This is a genomic window from Pseudoalteromonas aliena SW19, assembly GCF_014905615.1.
GTDB lineage: Bacteria > Pseudomonadota > Gammaproteobacteria > Enterobacterales > Alteromonadaceae > Pseudoalteromonas > Pseudoalteromonas aliena.
On record NZ_AQGU01000026.1, the window covers coordinates 88259 to 111981 of the forward strand.

General features: G+C 37.7%; 17 protein-coding genes. 9 read left to right on the forward strand and 8 right to left on the reverse strand.

Features of this window, described 5'->3' with window-relative positions; all coding sequences use genetic code 11:
- Positions 1–73: 73 nt before the first annotated feature.
- Both PALI_RS11675 and PALI_RS11680 read right to left on the reverse strand, forming a co-directional pair.
- Positions 74–217: a hypothetical protein gene (locus PALI_RS11675; protein WP_182700797.1), complete on the reverse strand. Its 144-nt coding sequence runs from the start codon at positions 215–217 to the stop codon at positions 74–76.
- Between the two features lie 98 nt (positions 218–315).
- The gene (locus PALI_RS11680) at positions 316–1236 is read right to left on the reverse strand and encodes a 2-hydroxyacid dehydrogenase (protein WP_193155963.1); all 921 of its coding nucleotides are present in this window, start codon (positions 1234–1236) and stop codon (positions 316–318) included.
- Positions 1237–1398: 162 nt separating this feature from the next.
- Between PALI_RS11680 and PALI_RS11685 the strand changes: the two genes are divergently transcribed.
- A complete protein-coding gene (locus tag PALI_RS11685; protein ID WP_193155964.1) occupies positions 1399–3111 on the forward strand; it encodes a GNAT family N-acyltransferase in 1713 nt (570 codons plus the stop codon).
- Positions 3112–3265: 154 nt separating this feature from the next.
- Here PALI_RS11685 and dapE read toward each other — a convergent pair whose 3' ends face one another.
- On the reverse strand, positions 3266–4456 hold the full coding sequence (gene dapE, locus PALI_RS11690; RefSeq protein ID WP_193155965.1) for a succinyl-diaminopimelate desuccinylase: 1191 nt from the start codon (positions 4454–4456) through the stop codon (positions 3266–3268).
- Positions 4457–4719: 263 nt separating this feature from the next.
- Here dapE and PALI_RS11695 point away from each other — a divergent pair, with 263 nt between their 5' ends.
- Positions 4720–5373, forward strand: coding sequence for an OmpW/AlkL family protein (locus PALI_RS11695; RefSeq protein WP_193155966.1), 654 nt, complete (start codon positions 4720–4722; stop codon positions 5371–5373).
- 68 nt (positions 5374–5441) lie between these two features.
- On the opposite strand, the gene PALI_RS11700 is transcribed toward PALI_RS11695, so the two are convergent.
- The 5 genes from PALI_RS11700 to bcsE form a co-directional block, all read right to left on the reverse strand.
- Entirely contained in the window at positions 5442–5978 is a 537-nt protein-coding gene (locus tag PALI_RS11700; RefSeq protein WP_077537373.1) for a thioesterase family protein, read from the reverse strand.
- Positions 5979–6073: 95 nt separating this feature from the next.
- Positions 6074–7630 carry a transcriptional regulator TyrR gene (gene tyrR / locus PALI_RS11705; RefSeq protein ID WP_077537372.1) on the reverse strand — a complete coding sequence of 519 codons (1557 nt, stop codon included), beginning with the start codon at positions 7628–7630 and terminating at the stop codon, positions 6074–6076.
- 139 nt (positions 7631–7769) lie between these two features.
- The gene (gene bcsG / locus PALI_RS11710; RefSeq protein ID WP_193155967.1) at positions 7770–9350 is read right to left on the reverse strand and encodes a cellulose biosynthesis protein BcsG; all 1581 of its coding nucleotides are present in this window, start codon (positions 9348–9350) and stop codon (positions 7770–7772) included.
- Positions 9347–9523, reverse strand: a complete 177-nt coding sequence (locus PALI_RS11715) for a hypothetical protein (protein WP_171037458.1) — start codon at positions 9521–9523, stop codon at positions 9347–9349. The genes bcsG and PALI_RS11715 overlap by 4 nt, the downstream gene beginning before the upstream one ends.
- 1 nt (position 9524) lies before the next feature.
- Positions 9525–11141, reverse strand: coding sequence for a cellulose biosynthesis protein BcsE (gene bcsE, locus PALI_RS11720; RefSeq protein ID WP_193155968.1), 1617 nt, complete (start codon positions 11139–11141; stop codon positions 9525–9527).
- Between the two features lie 103 nt (positions 11142–11244).
- Between bcsE and bcsR the strand changes: the two genes are divergently transcribed.
- The 7 genes from bcsR (at position 11245) to PALI_RS11755 (ending at position 23701) form a co-directional block, all read left to right on the forward strand.
- Positions 11245–11442 (forward strand): BcsR/BcsP family cellulose biosynthesis protein, encoded by a 198-nt coding sequence (gene bcsR, locus PALI_RS11725; RefSeq protein WP_138584401.1) that lies wholly within the window; start codon positions 11245–11247, stop codon positions 11440–11442.
- A gap of 13 nt (positions 11443–11455) precedes the next feature.
- Positions 11456–12169, forward strand: a complete 714-nt coding sequence (gene bcsQ / locus PALI_RS11730; protein ID WP_138584400.1) for a cellulose biosynthesis protein BcsQ — start codon at positions 11456–11458, stop codon at positions 12167–12169.
- Complete coding sequence (gene bcsA, locus PALI_RS11735; protein ID WP_193155969.1) at positions 12169–14835, forward strand: UDP-forming cellulose synthase catalytic subunit; 2667 nt, start codon at positions 12169–12171, stop codon at positions 14833–14835. Before bcsQ ends, bcsA begins: the two co-directional genes overlap by 1 nt.
- Complete coding sequence (gene bcsB, locus PALI_RS11740; protein ID WP_193155970.1) at positions 14828–17074, forward strand: cellulose biosynthesis cyclic di-GMP-binding regulatory protein BcsB; 2247 nt, start codon at positions 14828–14830, stop codon at positions 17072–17074. Before bcsA ends, bcsB begins: the two co-directional genes overlap by 8 nt.
- Positions 17074–18204, forward strand: a complete 1131-nt coding sequence (gene bcsZ / locus PALI_RS11745; RefSeq protein WP_193155971.1) for a cellulose synthase complex periplasmic endoglucanase BcsZ — start codon at positions 17074–17076, stop codon at positions 18202–18204. Before bcsB ends, bcsZ begins: the two co-directional genes overlap by 1 nt.
- On the forward strand, positions 18195–22013 hold the full coding sequence (locus PALI_RS11750) for a cellulose synthase subunit BcsC-related outer membrane protein (protein ID WP_193155972.1): 3819 nt from the start codon (positions 18195–18197) through the stop codon (positions 22011–22013). The genes bcsZ and PALI_RS11750 overlap by 10 nt, the downstream gene beginning before the upstream one ends.
- 257 nt (positions 22014–22270) lie before the next feature.
- Positions 22271–23701 carry a peptide MFS transporter gene (locus tag PALI_RS11755; protein WP_077537363.1) on the forward strand — a complete coding sequence of 477 codons (1431 nt, stop codon included), beginning with the start codon at positions 22271–22273 and terminating at the stop codon, positions 23699–23701.
- The last annotated feature ends 22 nt before the right edge of the window (positions 23702–23723 follow it).

The following is a 23723-nucleotide window of genomic DNA, read 5'->3' on the forward strand; positions in this document are numbered from 1 at the left end:
TTTATATGATGAAGGTGGGTAAGAAGAATTACTTTAAAATAACTCTTCTGGCAACACATGTTTTGGGGATTAATTATACGCAGCTAATGCGTATGCTATCATTTATATCTGCAGAAATTTCTTGTGCATTTGCCTGATTGAACCACGCTGAAACACCTAAAATAATGATAGAGATTATAATTAAGCTTAATTTAACACCGCTTTGTTTTGATTTCATAATACCCCATTTATAATTTTTATTAGTAAGAATAGCTTTCAACACTAATGAAAATTACATGTGTTAACAAGCTGTTTTTTTAACTATTTGGTTATAACTTAATAACCCTTCTTTCTATTTACTTGGTTATTAAGCTTAGCTCCCTTTATGAATAGTTCAATATTATCGGCTATTTGCTCTGTAACACTGTTTAAATCTGACAATGCTGCACAATGTGGTGTTAACGTGATTTTAGGATGCTGCCAAAATGGATGCTCATCATTTAGCGGTTCTTGGTCAAAAACATCAAGCGTAGCCGCACGTAACATTTCATTATCTAATGCACTTAATAAGTCTTGTTCAACAACGTGTTGTCCTCGCGCTACATTTATTACAACAGCATGCGCTGGCAGCTTAGCTATTAATTCATGATTAATAATACCTGAGGTCATCTTTGTAAGTGGCAGTAAACATACTAGGTAATCGGTATTTTTAAGCATTTCATCAAGTCCGTGCTGGGTACTATGTATATTTACATCAGCATCCTCCTTGTGACTTTGTGCCCATGCACTTACATCAAACCCATTTTTAATTAGTTTTTTAGCGCATGCTTTGCCAAGCTCCCCGTAGCCGAGTATACCAACGTGTTTATAATTATAGGCACGCTTTGGTTTCCAACTTTGCTGGCTTTGCTTAATAAAATAGTCTTTTAAACGTAATTTTTGCGCTAGTACATGGGTAAGTACATATTCGGCCATATCCTCAGCGAGTTGTTCATCAACAATGCGTACAACATTAATATGCTCTGGCAACTGCGTTAAATCAATGCTATCAACTCCAGCACCAAATGATGAAACAACTTTTAAATTTGGTAATTGCGCCCACATTGTCTGAGGTGCTTTCCAAGCAAGTACAAAATCTACGTCATTCAAATTTTGGCATTCTGGCCATTGCTCAATACGCAATGTTGGTAAACAAGCTTGCAACTGCGCCATTAATTTTGTGTTATCCCGCCCTGTAATCGCAATTAATACCGACATGCATCCCCCAATAAAATTGTTGATCAAATGAATATGCGCCTAATTATGCCTTTGCTTTGTCTTATTCGCACTTCAAAAAGTCACACAATTGCAAAGTAATTGTCACACCCTTTTTTTACTCTATCTCAAAGGCAAATATACCAATGCGTTTTAGAGGTTAATATGATCAGTATTGATAAAGTAATAGCAGCAAATTTACCGCAACTAAAAAACTCACCAAAAGTAACCGGTTTAGTAAAAAAAGGACTTGGATACTTATTACACGAGCAAGAATTTGTTGCATTTGGTGATGCCTATCCCCACTTACAAGGATTAGAGTTTGTAGAACAGGTACTTGACGAACTTGATTTTGACACCCGCTACAAACCAAAACAGACTGAGCATATACCTAATGAGGGTAAATTGGTTATTGTTGCAAATCATCCAATTGGATCCCTAGATGCATTGGCGTTAATTAAGGTCCTTTCAACGGTGAGGCAAGACTTAAAGGTCGTGGCGAACCGTATGTTAATGTCAGTCACTCCCATGCATGAACTCTTATTACCCGTTGATAACTTATCCGGAATGACTAAAAAAATAGAACTGCATAATATTCATCAACACCTAAAGAGTGAAGGAGCATTATTAATATTCCCTGCAGGCGAAGTGTCGCGTTTGAGCCCGACCGGAATAAAAGACTGTAAATGGAACAGCGGCTTTTTACGTATGGCGAAAAAAGCTAACTGCCCTATTTTACCTGTATTTATTAAAGCTAAAAATAGCCCTCTATTTTATGGCACTTCAATGATCTACAAACCTCTAGCAAGCCTATTGTTAGTCAAAGAAATGTTTAAGCAACGTCAAAAATCTTTAGAGTTTGAAATTGGTGCTTCTATTCCTCCTGAGTCTTATTTAATAGAAAACCTAAAAGACAAAGAAGTAGTAAACCTTATCCGAAAACAACTTTACAGGCTTACCAGTAAAAAGCCCCTGCCGCTAAAAACACAAATGCCTATTGCAGTCCCTGAGTGCAGAAAAGAGCTCAAAAAAGCAATTGATCAATGCCAACTACTTGGTAAAACACAAGACGGTATGCACATACACCTTTATCAATATATAGGTAGTTCGCCAGTTTTTAGAGAGTTGGGTCGCCTTAGAGAAATTGCGTTTAGAGCGGTAGGTGAAGGCAGCGGAAAGCGCCGTGATATAGATAAGTTTGATATGGACTATCAACACCTTGTTCTATGGGATCCCTCCCAGCTAGAGTTAGTCGGTGCATACCGTTTAGCTTGCGCAGCAGACATAATCAAAAAGCACGGACGAGAAGGCCTCTATACCGCTAGCTTGTTTACTTATACCGATGCAATGGCGCCCTATTTGCAACAAGGAATTGAATTAGGTCGCAGTTTTGTCCAACCTAAATATTGGGGGCGTAAAAGCCTTGATTACTTATGGTATGGGATTGGCGCTTTTGTAAAAAACTACCCACAATATCGTTATTTATTTGGCGCGGTGACCGTCTCTAACGCCTTACCCGAACAAGCTAAAGCGATGTTGGTTTATTACTATCAGCATTATTATAAGAGTAACCAGATACTTGCTACGCCAAATAACGAATTTAAACTAAGTGATCAACAACTAACACAATGCCAAACCGTATTTACGGACAGCGATATAAAAGAAGACTTTGTAGAACTTAAACATGTACTTGCCAACATGGGCGCGCAAGTTCCTACGCTATTTAAACAATATACAGAGCTCTGTACGCCTGGCGGGGTGCAATTTTTAAGCTTTAGTATCGACCCTGATTTTAATAATTGCATTGATGGTTTAGTGTTAGTCGATCTTGAAAATGTAAAAGAAAATAAAGCAAAACGCTATCTCGGGAAAGAATAAACACTGACGCCTTTAATATCAATTCGCTTAATTAAATACTCTATTTTGAGGGAATAAAACCATGTAGCTAACAAGAAAAAATTTGTTATTTAGTTATTCTCAGCAATTGCTCCAGCATTGCTCTGCAGACATTTTAACGCCGTTAGCATCCGGTTTAATCCCTCAAATTGATAAACATACTTTTAAGTAGCGAAGTATAAATAGCGTCTATCTTCAATAAATCCTCAATAGGCACGTTTTCATTTACTTGGTGAATTGTATGATTACGCACACCACACTCAATTACTTGAGTGTGGTTATTTGCAAAAAATCGGCCGTCAGAAGTCCCGCCACTTGTACTTAATAAAGGGTAACTTCTCGTTTGTTGATAAATAGCGTGTTCTATATGTGAGAGTAAACTCCAATCCTTAGCTGCACTGGTATAATAAGGTTCACAAGGGCGTTGCCACTCAATACTGTAATAAGCCGCAAACTTATTCAGAGCCTCAGTAACACGCGATTTAACTGCATCGCTATTGTAACCATGACTATAACGCACGTTAAATGTAATTTCGCAGTTACTCGGCACTAAATTATCAACCACATTTTTGATATTAATTCCGGTTACTTGCAAAGTCGTTTTTGAACTTGTCTCATCAAGATCCCACGTTTGTGTACTTAATAGATTAACTATTTTAGCCCCAATGTGCGCCGCATTAACTGTGTGTTCTGGATAGGCAACATGACCTGCTTTACCATTAACAACAATACGCGCAGACAATGCTCCACGTCGACCATTTTTAATCGTATCACCCACATGCAAATGGCTTGTCGGCTCTCCAACTATACAACCATCCAAAATAACTCCTCGCTTAGCAAGCCTATAGGCTATTTCCTGAGAGCCAAATTCAGCCTCCCCTTCTTCATCAGAGGTAACAAGCCAATAAAGCGAACCGATTTTCTTTTTATTACTATTTATTAAGCTTTTTGTTGCACTGAGCATAGCGGCAACACCGCCTTTCATGTCCGCAGCACCCCTACCATAAACGGCACCGTTTAAAATACGTCCTGCAAAAGGCGGACTTAACCAATTGCCAGTTGCGGCCGGTACTACATCAATATGCCCAGAAAATGCAACGCAAGGGCCTGGTGCGAAATCAATATGTGCAATCAAATTGGTCACGCCTTTTACTTTAAACTGCTCACAACTAAATCCTAGCTCAGTTAAATGATCATTTAGCCAATCAATTGCACCAGCTTGGTTAGGTGTCACTGATTCGAACTGAATAAGTGTTTGTAAATACGCAACGACCTGTGCATGCAAGACATTGTTATTTTTTGTTTTTTCAATCGTGGCTAAAGACATATTAAACACTCTTAATAGCTTAAAGAGCCTTAATTAAAGCGCTAGATTATGACTAATCGATGTCAACACTGATACATTCTTGTGACCATTCACAATCTACCTATGTCAATCATTGCTTTAAAAAATTAACGCTAACATTAATCTAAATCAAGAAACCATTTCACAACATTCAAACATATTTGAAACTTTGATCTAGAACAATTTTTTATTTTTTTTTGGCTGCAATAATAGCGTCAATCAAAAAGTAGTTCTTGGAGAACAACATGAAAACCACAATGAGCATTGCATTACTAACTTCTTTACTTGCACTATCTCCAGCTGCACACGCTAACTTTAGCGTAAATGTTGGCGCTATTAACGTAAACCCTGATAACAGTAGCTCTACAATCAATGAAGCGCCGACTCTAGGCCTAAAAGGTGATTCAGATACTCAGCTTGGTATTACTATAGATTACGCATTTAACGATCAGTGGGTATTAGAACTTATTGCAGCAACTCCTTTCTCACATGATGTAAATGGCACTGGCGGTTTAGCTGGCAATAAAATTGCCGATATAAAACAATTACCACCTTCACTTATCGCCCAGTACCATTTTTTAGATACAAGCTACGCGTTAAGACCGTTTGTAGGTGTTGGCATAAACTATACAATGTTTTTTGATGAGCAACCGTCACAAGCGCTTAAAACAACACTTGGTACTGACAACGTAAAAGTAAAACTAGATGATTCATTTGGTTTTGTAGCACAAATAGGTGCTAACTATAAAATTGACGAAAACTGGGGATTACATGCAATGGTGTCTATTATGGATATTGATACTGACGCGACGGTCTATGCTAATGGTGCTAAAGCATTAACCTCAACAGTAGAGCTTGACCCAGTTGTTGCTATGTTTGGTGTTAAATATAACTTTTAAAGTATATGGTATAGCTAAGCAATGCTTAGCTATACTTACTATGTGTGTTAAAGGCCGAAAGGCCTTTTTTATTTAGGTAGGTTATTCACTTTTTTCTGTTCTAGCATTTCTTTCCAATGCATTACTTCTGTTGGTAAAATTGGAGTTTTACCTTCAAAGCCCGCCACTTCAAGCATTTCTTCTACACTTATAACGCCTTTTTTGCTTTTAAACACACCTCGTACATAGGCGATAGCATGTAAACCTCGTGCGGAATGAAACTTTTGCTCGATATAAAAGTATTTATGATCCCAGCCTACAAGCTTAGTGCTAATGGTGTATCGCTGCATTGGTTTAATATCACGGATATAAGTAATCGCCGTTGCGTTAACGATAGGGAACCAACGGCGCTTCAAAATTTGCTTTAGCAAACCAACACGCTCAGTCATCCACGTGCGTGATAAATCCATCATAGCTAAATAACGAGAGTTAGTTAGATGCAAATTTATATCGCAATCTGTTGGTAATGCTTTGTAATCAATATCTACTGTATCAAGTAAACCTTGATACTGATGATTACGCTTAATTTTAAAAAACAATAAAAGCAGTCGAATATATAAGTTCACAGGGGAGGTCTTACCAGTTTGTTGTTAATTTTGAGTGTATCACAAGTTTTTGAAAAAAATATCATTCATCATTATCAAGTGATACGTTAATTTTACTAAACTTTTACTGTTTTACGGTTAATACCGTAGTCACGTAATTTGTTTGCAACTGCGGTATGGCTAAGCCCTAAACGCTTTGCTAATTGGCGGGAGCTCGGATAAGCCGGATAGAGCTTGCGAAGCAATGTTGCCTCAAACCGTTTTACCGCTTGATCAAGCGAGCCCTCAAAATCTGACTCTAAATACCCTAACTCGTGCGTAAATGTAGGTAACTGTAAATGCTCTACACGTAACTCACTATCATCGAGTAATGACACAGCGCGGTAAATTGCGTTTTCTAATTGACGAACATTACCAGGCCACGGGTATTCTTGTAAAAAGCTTAAGCATTCTTGAGATAAAAGTGGTACGGGATGGCCATTTTGCTGTGCATATTTTTGTATAAAGTGCTCTGCAAGTGGCCCCACGTCAGCTTTGCGATCTCTAAGCGGAGCAATTTCTAACGTTAGAACATTTATTCTGTAATATAAATCTTCTCTAAATACACCCTCTTGTACCATTGCCGGTAAATCTTTTTGCGTAGCTGCAATAATGCGTACGTTTACTTTAACCTCGTTCTCATCTCCTACTTTTCTAAAGGTACCGTCTTGTAAAAAGCGCAGTAGCTTAGTTTGTAGTTGAGTTGACATTTCACCCACTTCATCCAAAAACACAGTGCCACCATCAGCCTGCTCTAAAACACCTCGTTTTGGTGCTGCGTTTTCTTCATAACCTGCATAACCAAATAATTCAGATTCAGCGACATCATCCGGTAACGATGCACACGACAAAGCAATAAAAGGTTTGACAGATCGGTTGGAAGCATAATGGCAAGCTCGAGCAAGCAGCTCTTTGCCTGTTCCTGTTTCACCTGTAATTAATATTGGGGCTTCTAATTGTGACATTTTGCGTGCTTCACGGACAACTCGACGCATAGCGGTACTAAAGTTATGAATAGTGGCGAAACTTTCTTGTCCATAACGTCGAAAGGCACTCACTTGCTGACCTAAACGGCTCTGTGATTTAATATTAATTACCGCACCAGCAAGCACATCACCTTCATTACCTTGAGGAACTGCAATTGGTAAAATATCAGCAATAAAATCTTCACCTGCCACTTCTACACGCGTAGTTTGGCCTAGTACTTCTTTACTCTCTAACCAACGAGTAAAATTAAACCCTTTGAGCAAATTATTAATATTTGCACCAATAACGTCTTTTTCATGCAACTGTAAATCTTTACACGCTGCATCGTTACACAAGCGTACCCACCCTTTGGCATCTATCGAAATAACTCCATCAGGCAATGCGCGCAGTAATGTATTTAGCTCATTATGTTCACGCTCAGAAGGTAAAAAAGCAGTTGTACGTACATCATGCACACCGTCGATTAAACGAATAGATGGCATGATTTTTTGAAATTGCTCAAATTCAATCTCGGGAAAACTTACATACATACGACAGTTAACTGAATCGACTTCAATACCTTTTAAATCAACACCATAGTTAACTAAAATATTAAGGATTTCTTGAGCAATACCAATTCTGTCAGCACAGTGAATATCTAGACGCATACATCCCCAAAGTAGGAAAAACCATATTGGCAGAATAATACGCTAAGTCGCTTTGAGAAGGTAGCTTATTGTAAACATTTTTGGACAAAGCTGAGCGTTAAAATACATAACCCGCTGCACTCAATATCCCTATAAAAAATCAATTACTTTGTGGGTATACTGACCAATCACCGCCATCTAACTGTATATAAGGTCGCTTGTTAACATACATCATAATAGTATCTGCGTTTTCAGCCACTTTTGGGGCTTTCGGCAGGTTCTCAACTAAGTTAGCGGTGCTATTATTTCCACCAAAAATGTCTGTTTGAAGCGTTTTGCTTACCAGCTCCGAAAGAGCAAAATAACTCGTTGAGTCATCGATTACTATCTGCGAGTAAGGTTGAACATTAGGGCCAATAAACTTAATGGCCACTGGTACAGACACAATGGCAGGGCTTGGTATTTCGCGCAAACCTGCAAACTGCACCTTATCACCTTTTAACGCAGCACCATGTTCAGGTACTACCATTAGCATTACATTTCGACCGCGCTTTTCTAAATTTTTAATAAAACTATTAATATCAGCAAATAAATTAGCGTGCCTCTGTGGGTAACTTTGCTGACTATTCATGCGAGCGCTATTAGCAAACTGATTCCCATCATGTAAGCTTGTTGTGTTGTAGTACATAGCACAAGGCTTGCAATCTTTTGCATCATTATCCAGCCAACCATTCAACACTGCCCCATCAGAATAAATAGGGCTATTATCAAAGCCATATTGAGCAATAGGCATAGCATCGATATTAAACGGTTTACTAGTCAAACCGCCGTATTTATTTATTAAACCTTTAAATTCATCAAAATGACCATCATGATTCATTACTACATTATGTTGGTAGCCAAGTTTTTCTAAGTTTTTAAATAAGTAGCATTGCTCAGGTGTGTCGTTAAATAAGGCTTCTTGACTTGTTTGCCCACAACTAGCCCTCAAAAGTCTTATCGCTGCAGGACCACTGTATGACGTTGCAGAATTAAAATCTGAAAAAACAATATCAAAATCTTTATACATAGTGGCTAAGCTAACATCGATTGTATTCAAATCATCGACAGCCATAGAGCAAATATTTAAAACAATAACATCAAATAAATCGCCTTCTACCTGTTGAGGAAACTGGCTCATGAGTAGACGTTGTTGTTGATAAAAATCACTTAATTGTTGATCGGGTGACTTTTTTCCTGTCGTTACAATTGCAGGGTCTGCGAGTATATTTTCACTCTTTTTTACAGCTAAACCCTGAGTTATTTCCGGTTGCTGAGCTGCTTTGTAATGACTCCACCCAATAAAGGTTAGACCAATAACCGTCACAGTCGTAAATCGGATCCATTGTGAGCTATACCAGAAAAAAACGATGATAATAAATAATCCAAGTAACATATCTACATTTATTACTCGCCCAACTAACTCTACAAAATAACTAGCATTAAAATCTTGGATGTTATCAGCCTGTTTAACAAGCCGATTTATTGGCGGTAGCCAAGAATCTTTATAAAGTAATATAACGCCGAGTATTACAGCGCTCAGATGCTTTAACTTTTCTATTCGTACATTTTTGAAATGTACTGCTAAAAAAGCAGCAAATGCAGTGTTACTTAAAAAATCAAAACTAATCGCCCCGTAATAAAACAATGCAAATTTTACTAAAAAATAAAGGTTCCACACCCCTAAGCCTGAGAGTTTCAATTGTTTTCCTTTTTATTTTTTGTTGGTGTATAGGGCTCTAAAACTTCGTGTTTAAATGTGACTTTATAAAAATATTTTTTTAATTTGTCTAAAACATAAGTGCTCATTAAGCATAATAAAACCCCCAGAATAAGCGCAATAAAACCGGTGATTAAAAATTGATTTAAGCTCACTTTATTGCTCCTTCATCTTCATAACAAAAGGTATTGCATCTGGGCGTGTTTCAGTCAGCAATTCAGGCGTTGAAATATCAATATTTAGGTTTTTTGTTACATCGGGCACAAATTTATAGTCTTCATTTTCTTTAAGCTGCTTTGTAAAATCATCTATCGGCTTATCTTTATAAAAACGACGTAACTGCTTACATTCTTGTTGTATATAAAAGTGATCTGAAATGATGTTTTGTCGAGAAAAAAAATCACTCGTTTGTAATTTAAATAAATGGTTAATTGCATTGGTTACATCATTTTCCCTACATGCATGCAAATAGAGATAAACCTTATTGTCTACTACGCTAAATACATCCCCTTCACGCTTAATATGAAATAAGTGAAGAGGATGAATAGGATCAATGCGAGGTAGTAACTCAAGTATGACTAACACACCACTAACACCTAAATTAACTGCAGAATCACTGTGTTTTTCTACCTGATTAGTAAAGTCGATAAACGGCAAGTAACCTTTCGAAAAGGTATTTTCTGTGTATTGCAAAACATCATCAACCGAAGGCGGCAATGGCCTTGAAAATTTAAAGCCTTGAATTGATTGAATTTGTGATAGCAACCGCGATGGTTCTGAAAAACTATATAAAATTAAGTTCACACCGAGTGTTAAAAATAAGCATTCATCTTGATGGCGAATAATTCCATCAACATTTTGGATAACAAGTTTCAACCAGCGACCACAGTTTTTTCTAAGCTCAAAACACTGCTTAGCCAATAATGCTAAATCTGTATATCGGGTTACAGAAAAAACTAATGTCGCCGCCTTAAGCCGAGGACCTCTATTAAATAAATCATTATTTTCTTTCACAGTACGATAATGAGCCGGCAATTTGGTGCCCTCAGGAACCGAGCTTTGGACTAGCCACACATCACTTTCATCATTAAAATGGTTGTTATTAAAGGTATTTTCTGCAATTTTATTTTCTTGCACAACATATTGATTATTTTGCAAAGTTAGCTGGTATTGCTTATCCGCAATTACGCCAGTGCTGTGGCTCCAATAATCGTATTCAAGTACACGCACTGCAGCATCATTATCAATAAAAACAATACCGCTAAATAACTTATTTAAACGTCGAACTAAAAACCTTAAGTTAACAACTTCTGGGCCAGATATTAAAAAGAGTAAACTCGTATTTACAGTGTTTAAAAATACATTGTATTTAGTAATGATCTGCGTCAGTTGGGCATCATCAAAGTCGTGTAATTGCTTTGTATTAAAATGAAGAAACACTAAGGCGTTCTCTATGCTTTTATATGCGCCTAGCTCTTTAATTACTCCGCGACTGATACGCTTTACTCCCCAATCAGTCATTTCTTTAGTAAACGAAAAAGAATGCACCCGCCCTTGATCATAAACGTCAAAAAGTGCATCTGAAAAAGGCGATTCATAAAAGGACTCTATTTGAGAAGAAACAATAAACACATCATTTTTGCCACTAACATCAACAGACTGTAGCGCAAACTCTATTGCTAAGTTATCAAAGGGAGCCAAAATAGCATAACTGGCAGCTAATTTTATTTCACTAGCGGCAGCGTCCAACCCTGTTATGTTAAGTTTATGCACAGAAGACCTTTTATTTAAAATACTTTACTAGTTTAAGCAGCTATATTGTATAGTACACATTGAAAACGTTAAAATCTCAAAATAAAACTAATGAATATAGGTAATGCAACATTTGTCTCTTAAGCCCCCAAAATTAACACCTAATGATATAGAAAATCTAGCTCGTCGCTTTGGTGGTAAAAAAGATGATTATATTGAAATTACAGATAAACAAAAAAACATTCACACTATTAATAAATATGCGCTTTTGAAAGAAATTAATGATGAACTTATGGCTACCACTAGCATACAAAAAGAATAGGTAAATTTATAACGTGCAAAGAGTTTTTTTAAAAGGATTAAAAGGTGGCACCGGCTGTACCGCAATAGTAGCTAACCTTGCCTGCGTGTTAAAAAAATCAGCTGTTCACGTTATCGCTATAGATTTAGACTCAAAAAGTGACTTGTGTTTACATTTTGGTTTACCTTGGAAAAATACCCAAGGATGGAGTAACGCCAATAGTTTTGAAGGCGTTCTTAAGCACTTTCATCAAGACAACGATGGTGTTATTTTTTTACCTCACGGAGACAACACGCCTTCTAATTTAGATCTAAATAAATTAGCTAATAATTGCAAAAAATTAGACACCCCAGATACAACATGGATGCTTTTTGATTGCCCAAGCCACGTAGATATTAATAATTACACCTTAGATGAGGACGATATTGTTATTGAAATAGTGAACTGCGATTCAATATGTCATAGCCTTATCTACAAGCGTTTACAAAAATTGAAAAACACCACTAACGCATGGCATCACTTTTTTTTAGTCAACAAATACAACTCAGCGTCAGTGCTCGAATTTGACTTGTTCTCACTTTGGCAATCTACACTACCTCTAATGGCTCCTTTTTTCATAAACCATGATGAAGTAATTAAAGAATCGACAGCTTATCGTAACGTTGCACTAAATTGCGCACCGTATAGCGTTGCTAATGATGATTTTGAAACGCTAGCTGGATGGCTCGCTAGTAAAGCCGCACTCTAATGGCACAATTAATTTATAAACATTCTTTTGAAAAGGCTTTTCGCCTTTTACTTAGTCTGTTTTTTACGCAAAAATTAGTGCGTTTAATTATGTTTAAATTTTACGGTAATTTTAATCAGCATAAAATGAGCGCTATTGAGGCTATTTCAATGCCATTTATAGTCATTTTTTGCTCTCTTTTTTTTAAATTTGAGACCCGTAAAAAAAATATTAGTTATGTGTTAAAGCAGAACTATCCACATTTAAAGTCACCCTACAGAACTCACTTATACTCAAATACATTACGCTTTATTTTACAGAGTATTTTTCTTGCGTTTGTGAAAAATACAGCTAAAAAAAGTCATGTTAAAGAAAAAGTTTCACATCACTTCTATCACTCTGTTAATTTCTTTTTCAGGCAACTCCGCTGGATTGATTTAAAATTAGGCAAGTTATTCAAACGTGTATTATCAAAAAATCAAAAAACGACTAGGCAAAGTGCTTTTCACTCTATAGCAGATGCGCGAGTATGGAAAAGCAAATCGGTCAGGTACGTCGTAATTACATTTGCACTATTTTTACTGGCGATTTTTGTAACTATTCCTTTTAGCTTAGAAGCACAAGCTATTTTTATAAGCTTTATTCTACTCGTAGCTTACTCTTTAAAAAAGATAAAAGGTCAAATGGCGACCATAGTGATGATCACTTTATCGGTAACAACATCTTCACGTTACTTATGGTGGCGCTACACCGAAACCTTAAATTGGGATGACCCTCTTGCGCTTGTTTTAGGCGCAGGCTTATTATTAGCAGAAACTTATGCGTGGCTTGTTCTAATACTTGGCTTTTTTCAAACGATTAATCCATTAGAGCGAAAACCAATTCCATTGCCTAAAGACACCGATAAATGGCCCTCGGTCGATGTGTATATTCCAACTTATAACGAACCATTGAGTGTTGTAAAACCGACAACATTGGCAGCGCTAAGTATTGATTGGCCTATAGATAAACTTAACGTTTACATACTTGATGATGGCAAACGTCCTGAGTTTCGCGAGTTTGCCCAAGAAGTTGGAGTCGGTTATTTAACTCGTCCTGATAGTAAACACGCAAAAGCAGGCAATATGAATAGTGCAATGCGTTTTACTAACGGCGAATACATTGCAATTTTTGACTGCGATCATGTACCTGCCCGATCATTTTTACAAATGACTATGGGGCAATTTTTAAAAGACAGCAAAGTGTGTTTAGTACAAACCCCGCATCACTTTTTCTCTGCCGACCCGTTTGAGCGAAATTTAAATAACCACACCCAAATCCCCAACGAAAACATGCTGTTTTATGGCCTAATTCAAGATGGTAATGATATGTGGGATGCCACATTTTTCTGTGGTTCATGCGCGGTATTAAAACGTGAAGCACTTGACAATATTGGCGGTTTTGCATTTGAAACAGTAACCGAAGATGCTCATACTGCATTACGCATGCAACGCGCAGGTTATAAAACCGCGTATATTAATATTCCGCAAGCAGCAGGTTTAGCTACCGACAGTTTGTCGGCCCATATTGGCCAACGAATTCGCTGGGCTCGCGGTATGGCACAAATTTTTAGACTCGATAACCCCCTACTTGGAAAGGGCCTCAGTCTTGCTCAACGTTTATGCTATATAAATGCGATGCTTCACTTTTTATCGGGCATCCCTCGAATAGTATTTTTAACCGCCCCCTTAGCACTTATATATTTTAACGCTTACATTATTTATGCGCCTTTTTTAGCTATCTTTATTTATGTAGTACCGACATTAATTCAAATAAAAGCGACTAACTCTCGTATCCAGGGTAAATATCGATATTCATTTTGGGGCGAAGTTTATGAATCAGTTTTGGCTTGGTATATATTAAAACCAACCACTGTTGCGCTATTTAATCCTAATAAAGGCAAGTTTAATGTAACAGAAAAAGGCGGGTTAAATGATGAAGAGCATTATGATTGGGGAATTTCTAAACCTTACCTTATACTCTTAGCTATTAATGTTGCAGGTATTATTTTTGGTATTTTACGCCTGATTTTTGGTGATCCTTCTCAAATAGGCGTATTAGTTATCAGTATGGGCTGGGCAATTTATAATATAATCATTTTAGGTGCTGCGGTTGCAGTTGCTGCTGAAGCTCGCCAAGTTAGGCAATCACATCGAATTAAAGCGCATTTTCCTGCTGGTATTCGCCTAGCGAATGGCCATACATTAAAGGTTAAAATTACCGATTACTCAGATAATGGTGTTGGTATTGAAATAGATCACGCGCACTCATGCCGAGTCAATGACAAGGTTGAGCTATTAATGAGCCGAGGAAATAAGCAGTTTTCATTTACAACTTATGTATGTAATACGCGTAAAATGCAAATTGGTTTAACACTTAAAGATTTATCATTAGAAAAACAAAAAGCATTTATACAATGTACTTTTTCAAGAGCTGATGCCTGGCTTGATTGGCAAAATAACTTTAAACATGATCGCCCATCATATAGCTTTAAAGAAGTGCAAAAAACAAGTTTAAGAGGCTTTAGTAATTTATTGTTTCATGCTCCTAGACCTTTACAACCGACCATAAAACTATTAACTCGTTTGGTGGTTTATATACATTCATTTATTCCAAAAAAACCGGTAGTGCATAATAATTATGATTAAAAAGTTGCTCAATACATTTCTAACATTGTTGCTTATTAGCTGCGCGCAGCACGCACACGCTATTGAGCCAATGCAAAATAAATCTATGTTTATAAATGGTTACCCAGAAAGCGCTCAAATATCTAGCCTACGCTTAGATTTTGAAGCGCTGGGTTTCACAGGGTATAAGCTTGACGGAGTAAATAACAACTCTCGTGTCGATTTTACCAACCGAATTGATAAATTAAGTACAAATTTAAAACTTAACTTCTCATACACTAACTCACCGTCGTTAATCGCAAATGTGTCACATCTAAAAGTATATTTTAATGATAATTTAGTTACGGTGTTGCCCATTAATGAAAAATTAAGTGTGGTGAAAAATACGGTTAGTCACAATCTAGAACTAAATGCTAAATACATTCAGGATTACAATCAAATCCGCTTTGAATTGGTTGGTTACTACGATTTAAAGTGCCAAGACTATTTTAGCCGCTCTATTTGGACAGAAATAAATAAGTCGAGCAACATCACACTTGAGCAAAAGCAATTGGCAATCGACAGTCGCTTAGAATACCTACCCGAACCATTTTTTGACGCTAAAGACTACAACAAACTTAACCTCCCTTTTGTATTTTCAAAAGTACCAAACACACAAGCTATAGAAGCAGCCGCCACATTATCGAGTTGGTTTGGAGCTCAAGCTGATTGGCGTGGGGCTAATTTCCCCGTAATAATAAATAAAGCACCTAAGCAACATAGCGTGGTATTTATTACTAATGACTCAAAACCTGATTTTTTAAAAGATTATCCAGATGTTGAAAAGCCAACAGTTGAGCTAATCTCAAGCCCTATTCACAGATATAATAAAATGCTGTTAATTATTGGTCGCGACGAAAAAGATTTAAAAACAGCGGTAACAGGGCTGGTATTTGGTCATAAAATTATGACTGGCAGAACAGCAAGTATTGAAGCGATTAACCAACTCCCCCTTCGAAAGGCTTACGACGCTCCTCGTTGGCTCAGAAGTGACCGCCCTGTTCATTTTGATGAGCTCATTGATTACCCAACGCAATTACAAACTCAAGGTCTTAATAATGGCCCTGTAAAGCTAAATATTCGCTTTGCACCTGATTTGTTTACATGGCGCGAAAAAGGCATCCCTATTACTCTGCAATACCGTAATACGCCAGAAAGCGAAACCTTAGATTCACGTTTAAATATGCTAATTAACCAAGAATTTATTAGCGGTTTTTTATTAGATAAAAAAGACACCCTGCTAAAAACCACCCAAACATTACTGCCATTAATAGCGAATACTGATACGACTCAAAGTACTGAGGGATTTTCTCTAAATGGCATTAATTTAGCCAACCGCAATGAGCTAAATTTTGATTTTAGATTCGCTGTACTTAAAAAAGGCGAATGCAGTGTTGCTCCTGCTGGCGGAGAATATGGAGTGATTGATGGAAATTCGCATATTGATGTCAGTGGGTTTGATCACTATATGGCTTTACCCGATTTAAATGTATTTGCTAATAGCGGATTTCCATTTACAAAATATGCTGACTTACAGCAAACGTTAGTGTTAATAGATGAAACACCATCAGCTAAAGCACTGTCTGTTTTATTTAATTTAACAGGCCACTTTGGGGCAATAACGGGTTATCCGGCACATAGAATAAGTGTTGCCCATTTAAACGAAGACGCTAACCTAAACGGCAAAGATGTGTTAGTTATCGCAAAACCCAATAGCCTTGCTAACAACTTAGATGAAGGTTCACACACAAATGTTTTACTCAGCAACAATCAACGCGCTATAAAACAAGCTTTATACAATGGCGCGTATGATGAGCAAACAACACAAAAAGTACACGTTAGTATTAAAAGTAGTGGTGACATAGCCGTTATTACAGGTTTTCAATCACCGCTTGATTCTGAGCGCTCTATTGTATCATTAAGTGCAACATCTCAAAATGCATATACATTGCTCAATAATGCATTAATGAACTCAGCTCAACTTGCTCAAATTAAAGGCAGTGCCGCCGTTATAAACTCCCAAGGTATTAAAACAATTAAAACGGATGAGCAGTACTTTGTTGGTCATATTCCTGTACATACTTTAATTTGGTTCCATTTATCAGATCACCCATTTGTGCTGGCACTGCTGTCTGTTTTAATACTGCTACTCATCTCATTTATTCTGTGGCGATTACTCCAAGCACTCACTTACAAACGCTTAGCGGAAGGAGATAAGTAATGAAATCAATCATTAATATATTTTTTGCTGTGATTGCACTATTTACTTTTAACGCAAAAGCGCAAGTAGAGCAGTGCCAACCTTGGCACCAATGGCAAGTCTTTAAAAATAACTTTATAAGCCAAGATGGCCGTGTTATTGACTTAGGCAGCGAGCAAAACATTACAACCTCTGAAGGCCAATCTTATGCATTATTTTTTGCTGTAGTCGCAAACGACAAAGCAATGTTTGACTTAGTATTAAATTGGACGCAAGAGCACTTATCTGAGGGTGATTTAAGTACCCGTTTACCTGCATGGCAATGGGGGGTTAATAAACAAAATGTGGGGGGAATATTAGACTCAAACCCGGCATCAGATTCTGATTTATGGATTGCCTATAGCTTGTCTCAAGCTGCCCGGCTTTGGAGCGATCGTCGCTACAGCATTTTAGCTGCCGTACTTGCACAGCGCATAATGCGAGAAGAAACGGCTTATATTTCTGGCCTAGGTTTGTCCTTGCTACCAGCACCGGCTGGCTTTGAGTTTGAAAACGCACGCGTTAAACTTAACCCCAGCTATTCACCGTTGTTTATATATCAGCAATTTAAAAAGCTCTACCCACACTCACCTTGGCATCAGTTACACGAAGGCTCCGCAAAGCTTATTTTAGACACAGCTACTGAAGGTGTTAGCCCTGATTGGGTTATGTACGATGCTAATAACGGTTTTTACTATGATAGAAAAACCAGTGATATAGGCAGCTATAATGCTATTAGAGTATATTTATGGGCTAGCATGATGGCAAATGATGCACCATATAAAAAAGAGCTACTAGCGCAATTTAATCCATTTATAAAAACGATTAATGAGCGTGGGTATGTACCTTTAAATACATTTGCTAAATCAGGTAAATCCGAAAAAACAGGTCCTTTGGGCTTCAACTCAGCGCTACTACCTCTATTGGCAGATCAAGGCAATGAATCATTAATTATGGCAATTAAACAAAAATTAATGGTCGATAAGTCATTCACCCAAACACGTTATTACGACAGTGTACTTAATTTATTTAGCACAAGTACGTTAAATAAACGTTTTTCAATTACAGCAGACGGGACGCTACAACCAATGTGGAGCATTGAATGCCCTTAAGGTTTGTCCTCGTTTTCACTTTGGCACTTAGCTTTGGGGTAAGTGCCAAAACAGTCAATGATATAGATACACAATCTGTTGATTGGTTACTAAGTCAAATAAGTATTGGTGAAGCGCAGCAAAATAAAAAGCTGATTGAAAGCAGCTTACAAAAACTCGTAGCCATCGCACCTACTCGTATAGAAACGCAGTGCGCTCTAGTTCATTATGATTTTGCCAATGGCGCATCCGACAAAGCAAACCTGTTATTAAGTAAAATAGATAACGGCCTAATAAAGCAGGCTCCCTGTATTGAAAAGCTACGGGTTATGTCTCGAATTCAGGGTAAAGATAAGTCTGCTATTCAAGATGCTAAATTACTAGCACGCGCTGGCAGATATGAACAAGCTCGGCAAATTTATAATAAGATATTTAATAACGTTTATCCCACACTCAATTATGAACTAGAACATTTAAGCTGGTACGCACAAGACTCTTCCCAATGGCAAAACGTTACGCGCGGATATAATAAACTATTAAAAAGCTATTCTAATATAGGCCAAGTCGAAATAGCCTACGCAAGGCATTTACTGAGACGCGATTCGAGTGATAAAAAAGCAATTAGTATTTTGGGCAAGTACGGCTCAACCTCAAGTTTTAGTAATGAAGTAGAGGAGATTTGGCTCGGTTCACTAGCAAACATGCCAATTAATAGCGCTACCGATCGACAGTTCCAATATTACTTCACGCTTTACCCATTTAGCAGTAAAGGTGAGTTGCAATATCAAGATTTTAAAAAAAGCCTAAAAACACGCCAAACTTTACTTGCCGACCCTGCTTATCAATTGTGGGTTAAAGGTGATAAGTTACTTGAAAAAAATAATTTAAAAGCCGCTGAACCTCTACTTTTAAAGGCTGTAAATGGTCGCCCGCAAGACGGTGCAATAATGCGAAGCCTAGGCATACTTTATTTGCGTTTAGGTGATAATAAAAAATCATACAAGTATTTTACGCAAGCACAAAAATATACGGCAGACTTTGCACAAAGGGAAACGTTAAAGGACTTAGCTAAAACAGCCCAGTTTTGGCTTTATATCCGCCAAGCCAAAGATGCAATTAATAGCAGCGAATTCAAAGTCGCAAAGCTTAAATTAGATTTAGCTAATACATTAGAGCAAGACCCTAACGCTGTTTTATATAACAGCGGTTTATTACAATTTGCGCAAGGACAATACTCTCAAGCAGCACTTACATATAAAATTGTTTTAAAAAATGATCCACTCAATATCGGCGCTTTATCGGGCTTACTTGAAATAGCTGAACTTGAACAAAATGAACTCGCATTAAGCTCTTTTTACAACAGCTTAACCTATACTCAAAAAGAGCTAATTAAACAACCTTACTCACAGTATCTAAGTAGCCAACTTCGTAACAAAGCGAGTAAATTTGTACAATTGGGAAATTTGGAACTAGCCGAAAAAACGCTAGAGAACGCAATAAGCTTAGCACCAGATCAACCATGGTTATATTACGACTTAGCCTTTATATACCAGCAAAAAGGCTTAACAAAGGAAGCGCGAACACTATTTAATAATGTACTGTGGCAATTTCCGTTAAACCCTCAACTTCGTTACAGTCACGCACTTTTTCTGCGCGCTATTGATGACTATCAAGGTGCTATTGCGTCTTTACAATATGTTCCTTTTAGCGCCAAGAGTGCAGATATTATTGCACTTGAGCAACAGCTTCAGCTTAACGAGTCGCTTGCTCAAAGTGAACGCTACCTTGATGCTAAAAATAAAGCCACGGCTATCTATCATTTAAGTGCACTAGAAGCACAAAATTTAACCCCCGTAATGCAAGCTGAGTTATCTCGCAATTGGTATAGAATAGATGAGAAAATACATGCTCTGAAGCTTATTAATGATGCATTAATTGCTCAGCCAACGATTTCCCCCTATTGGCATTTACTTTATGGTGAATGGCTATTAGAGCAAAAAAATGAGCTAAATATAAAGCAGTGGTTTACACGTTATAAACTGCCTGAAAATGCATCTGAAAACGACGTTAATCAGTATCTGCAATTACAAAGTAATTATATTAATCAGTTCTACAATGGCAGTGATTTAATTGCTAAGTTAAATCAACTTGACCAAAAGTATAAAAACAACCCTGTGATCACGACAGCATTAATTAATGCAAACTTATCACTTGAACAACGTGAAGCCGCGCTGATTATTTATCAGCAAAAGGTGAAAAATAATCAAGCCATTGAACCCCAAGCGTTAATGTCTATCGCAAAAGCGTATAGAGAACTAGGTGACGACTTTCGGGCCAAAGAGGTAACGCAGCAAGCCATAACGCAAACTACATCGCAAGAAAGTTATTTGCAGCGCCAAATTATGGGCTCTCTTAATGACTTTAATTACTCAGGAGATGCACTCTATCTAGCAAAGAAACTCATTGAAAAATCGCCGAACGATCCAGAGTTACGTTATTTAGGAGCTCAAGTAGCCAGTAATTTTAATGAAACAGAGCAAGCTCAAATTTGGTATGCACAAACCCTGTCTCCTAATCGCACATTAAGCGAAAAAGAACTTTATACCTCGCTCTCACAAATCGATGAAGCCGATGATTGGTATGTAAATGGCGCTAAGCGCGAATTAATTGATGAGCAAAACAAAGATCAAGCTTATATTGCTATGGGTGTTAATTTTAGCGGCCAAATAAGTACACAGAGCGAAGCAACACTTGGCGCTGGTTTAGTGCCGATTGAAGCTTATTTTCCACTTTGGCAAGGCCAAGGATTTGTAAAAATAGACCCCACAACAATTAGTGCGCAAACAACACGTTTTGATGAGCAATTTGCGGGCAGCCGTTATGGACAAGGTGCTTTATGTATTTTTACGTGTGCTATTGAAGAAATAAGCCCAAAAGAAAGTGGTGTAGATATCGGGCTAGGCTGGCAAAATAAAAATTGGCGTTTAGATATAGGTACTACCCCACTGGGCTTTTTAATTGAAGATATAGTATGGGGCGTTAACTATGCAGACGATTTAGGCGACTTTGGCTACAGCCTTGAACTAGAGAAACGTCCAGTAACAAGTTCAGTGCTTTCTTATGCGGGTCTTGAGGATGCAAATACAAAAGAAGCTTGGGGTGGCGTACGCTCTACAGGCCTTACTGCAAATATTTCACATGATTTAGGTGGTGATTGGGGCTTTTGGTCAAGTGCCGATTTCACTTTGTATAAAGGTAAAAATGTAAAAGATAATCAGCGCTATCGTGCTATGGCAGGTACTTACTACCGTGTTATTAGTAATCAAAAACGTGAATTTACGGTGGGTGCTAGCTTATTACATTGGGCATACAAATATAATTTAAGTGAAGAAACATGGGGCCATGGCGGCTACTACAGTCCGCAAAACTACTTAGGCGTGTCTGTACCATTTAGTTATGACGCACGTTGGGGAAATGATTTTGTATACCGTTTAAAAACTGGCGTATCGTATTCACAAACAAAAACTCAGGCAATTGACTTTTTCCCTAACGATCCAAACTTGCAAGAAGAGGCGTTTGTTCGTCAACTTGAGACAGGCGTAAACCCTGCGTTTGAGGGGGATACAAGTTCTGGTGTGTCGTACAACCTTGAAGGAAGCTTTGAATATAGAATAACACCACACTGGTTTTTTGGCGGTTATGTAGCGATAGATCGTTCAGATTTTTACGAGCCTAACTTTGGCCAACTCTACATACGATATTACTTTAACCCTGTCTATGGAACACTTGAATTTCCTGGCACACCAATAACCCCTTACGCCAACTTTTAAAACAATTGTATACAGTTTATACGAACCACCCGCGCAATGCTTCCCCTAGCACAAAGGTCTATGTATACTAATGCGCAATTGTAGCTAGGATAAGGGTGTGACTCTTACCTTATAGCGGTATTACCGTTCAGCAAACCATTACCTTAGCTGCAAATAATATACTGATGGTCGAGCATTCTAGTAAGTCTAAATACTAAAATAGCTAAAGCAAAAAATTATAAGGCCATTACAACAATTCTTAAAGTTAGGAAGTAAATATGAGTTCATTACCTAAATCAGGTGATTTCTTAGGTCATCCTAAGGGATTATTCCTGTTGTTCGGTACAGAAATGTGGGAACGCTTTGGCTACTATGGCATGCGTGCTATTTTGGTTCTTTATCTTGTAGCCATTACTCAAGAAGGCGGTTTTGGTTGGAGTAATGCAGACGCATTAAGCCTTTATGGTACGTTTACCATGGCTGTGTACATTACACCGTTATTTGGTGGCTGGTTAGCTGATAACGTGTTAGGCCAACGTAAAGCCATTATCATTGGTGGTTTGTTAATGGCCGCCGGTCATTTTACTATGGGTATTCCACATAGTTATTTAGCAGGCCAAGAAGAAAACATATTTTATATTGGCTTAGCGCTACTGTGTTTGGGTAATGGTTTATTTAAACCAAATATCTCAACAATGGTTGGCGACTTATACAACGAAGGCGATCAACGCCGTGATGGTGCATTCACTATATTCTACATGGGTATTAACCTAGGTGGTGCATTTGGTCCTTTGGTTGCTGGTTTTGTAGCCGCATCTATGGGATGGCAGTTTGGCTTTATCGCTGCAGGTATTGGTATGTTGGTCTCTGTTGCTATGCAAGTCGCACTAAGTAAAAAATACCTAGGTGATATTGGGGTTGTACCTGCAGCAAAGCTTGCTCGAGAGCAATCAACTTCAAATACTAAAGTTCCGCTTACTAAAGTTGAAACCGACCGTATTAAAGTTATTTTTACTATGAGTGTATTTAGTATCATTTTCTGGATGGGTTTTGAACAGGCTGGTGGCTTAATGAACCTTTTTGCGAATGACTATACTGATCGTATGCTATTTAATTTTGAAATTCCGGCATCATGGTTTCAATCTCTAAATTCAATTTTTATCATTGTTTTTGCGCCATTGGTTGCAATTATCTGGCTAAAACTTGATAAAAAAGAGCCTAATTCACCGGTTAAATTTGCTATTGCCCTAATCTTTTTAGCGCTAGGCTTTTTAACTATGATCCTTGCGCTTATGACTCAAGGTCAAGGTGACACGCTTCAAATTAGCATGATGTGGTTAGTTCTTTTTTACTTATTCCATACGTTAGGTGAGCTATGCTTGTCTCCAATTGGTTTATCAATGGTAAGTAAACTAGCACCACTACGCTTAGCATCGATGCTTATGGGTATTTGGTTCTTATGTACTGCTGTAGCAAACAAAATTGCTGGCTTTGTAGGTTCATACTTAGGTGAAGGTGAAGAAGCGCTAGACAATGCACTTGGTATCTTTATTGGCCTAGGTGCTACAGCCGTTATATCGGCTGTGATTATGTATTTACTAAGTGATAAATTAGTTAAATGGATGCATGGTGCAGAGGGTCAACACGAACCTCATACACATGAACATATTTTAGCTGAAGAACTAGAAGTTACGGCTAACAAACAGTAACAATTAACCTCCTCTGTACTTT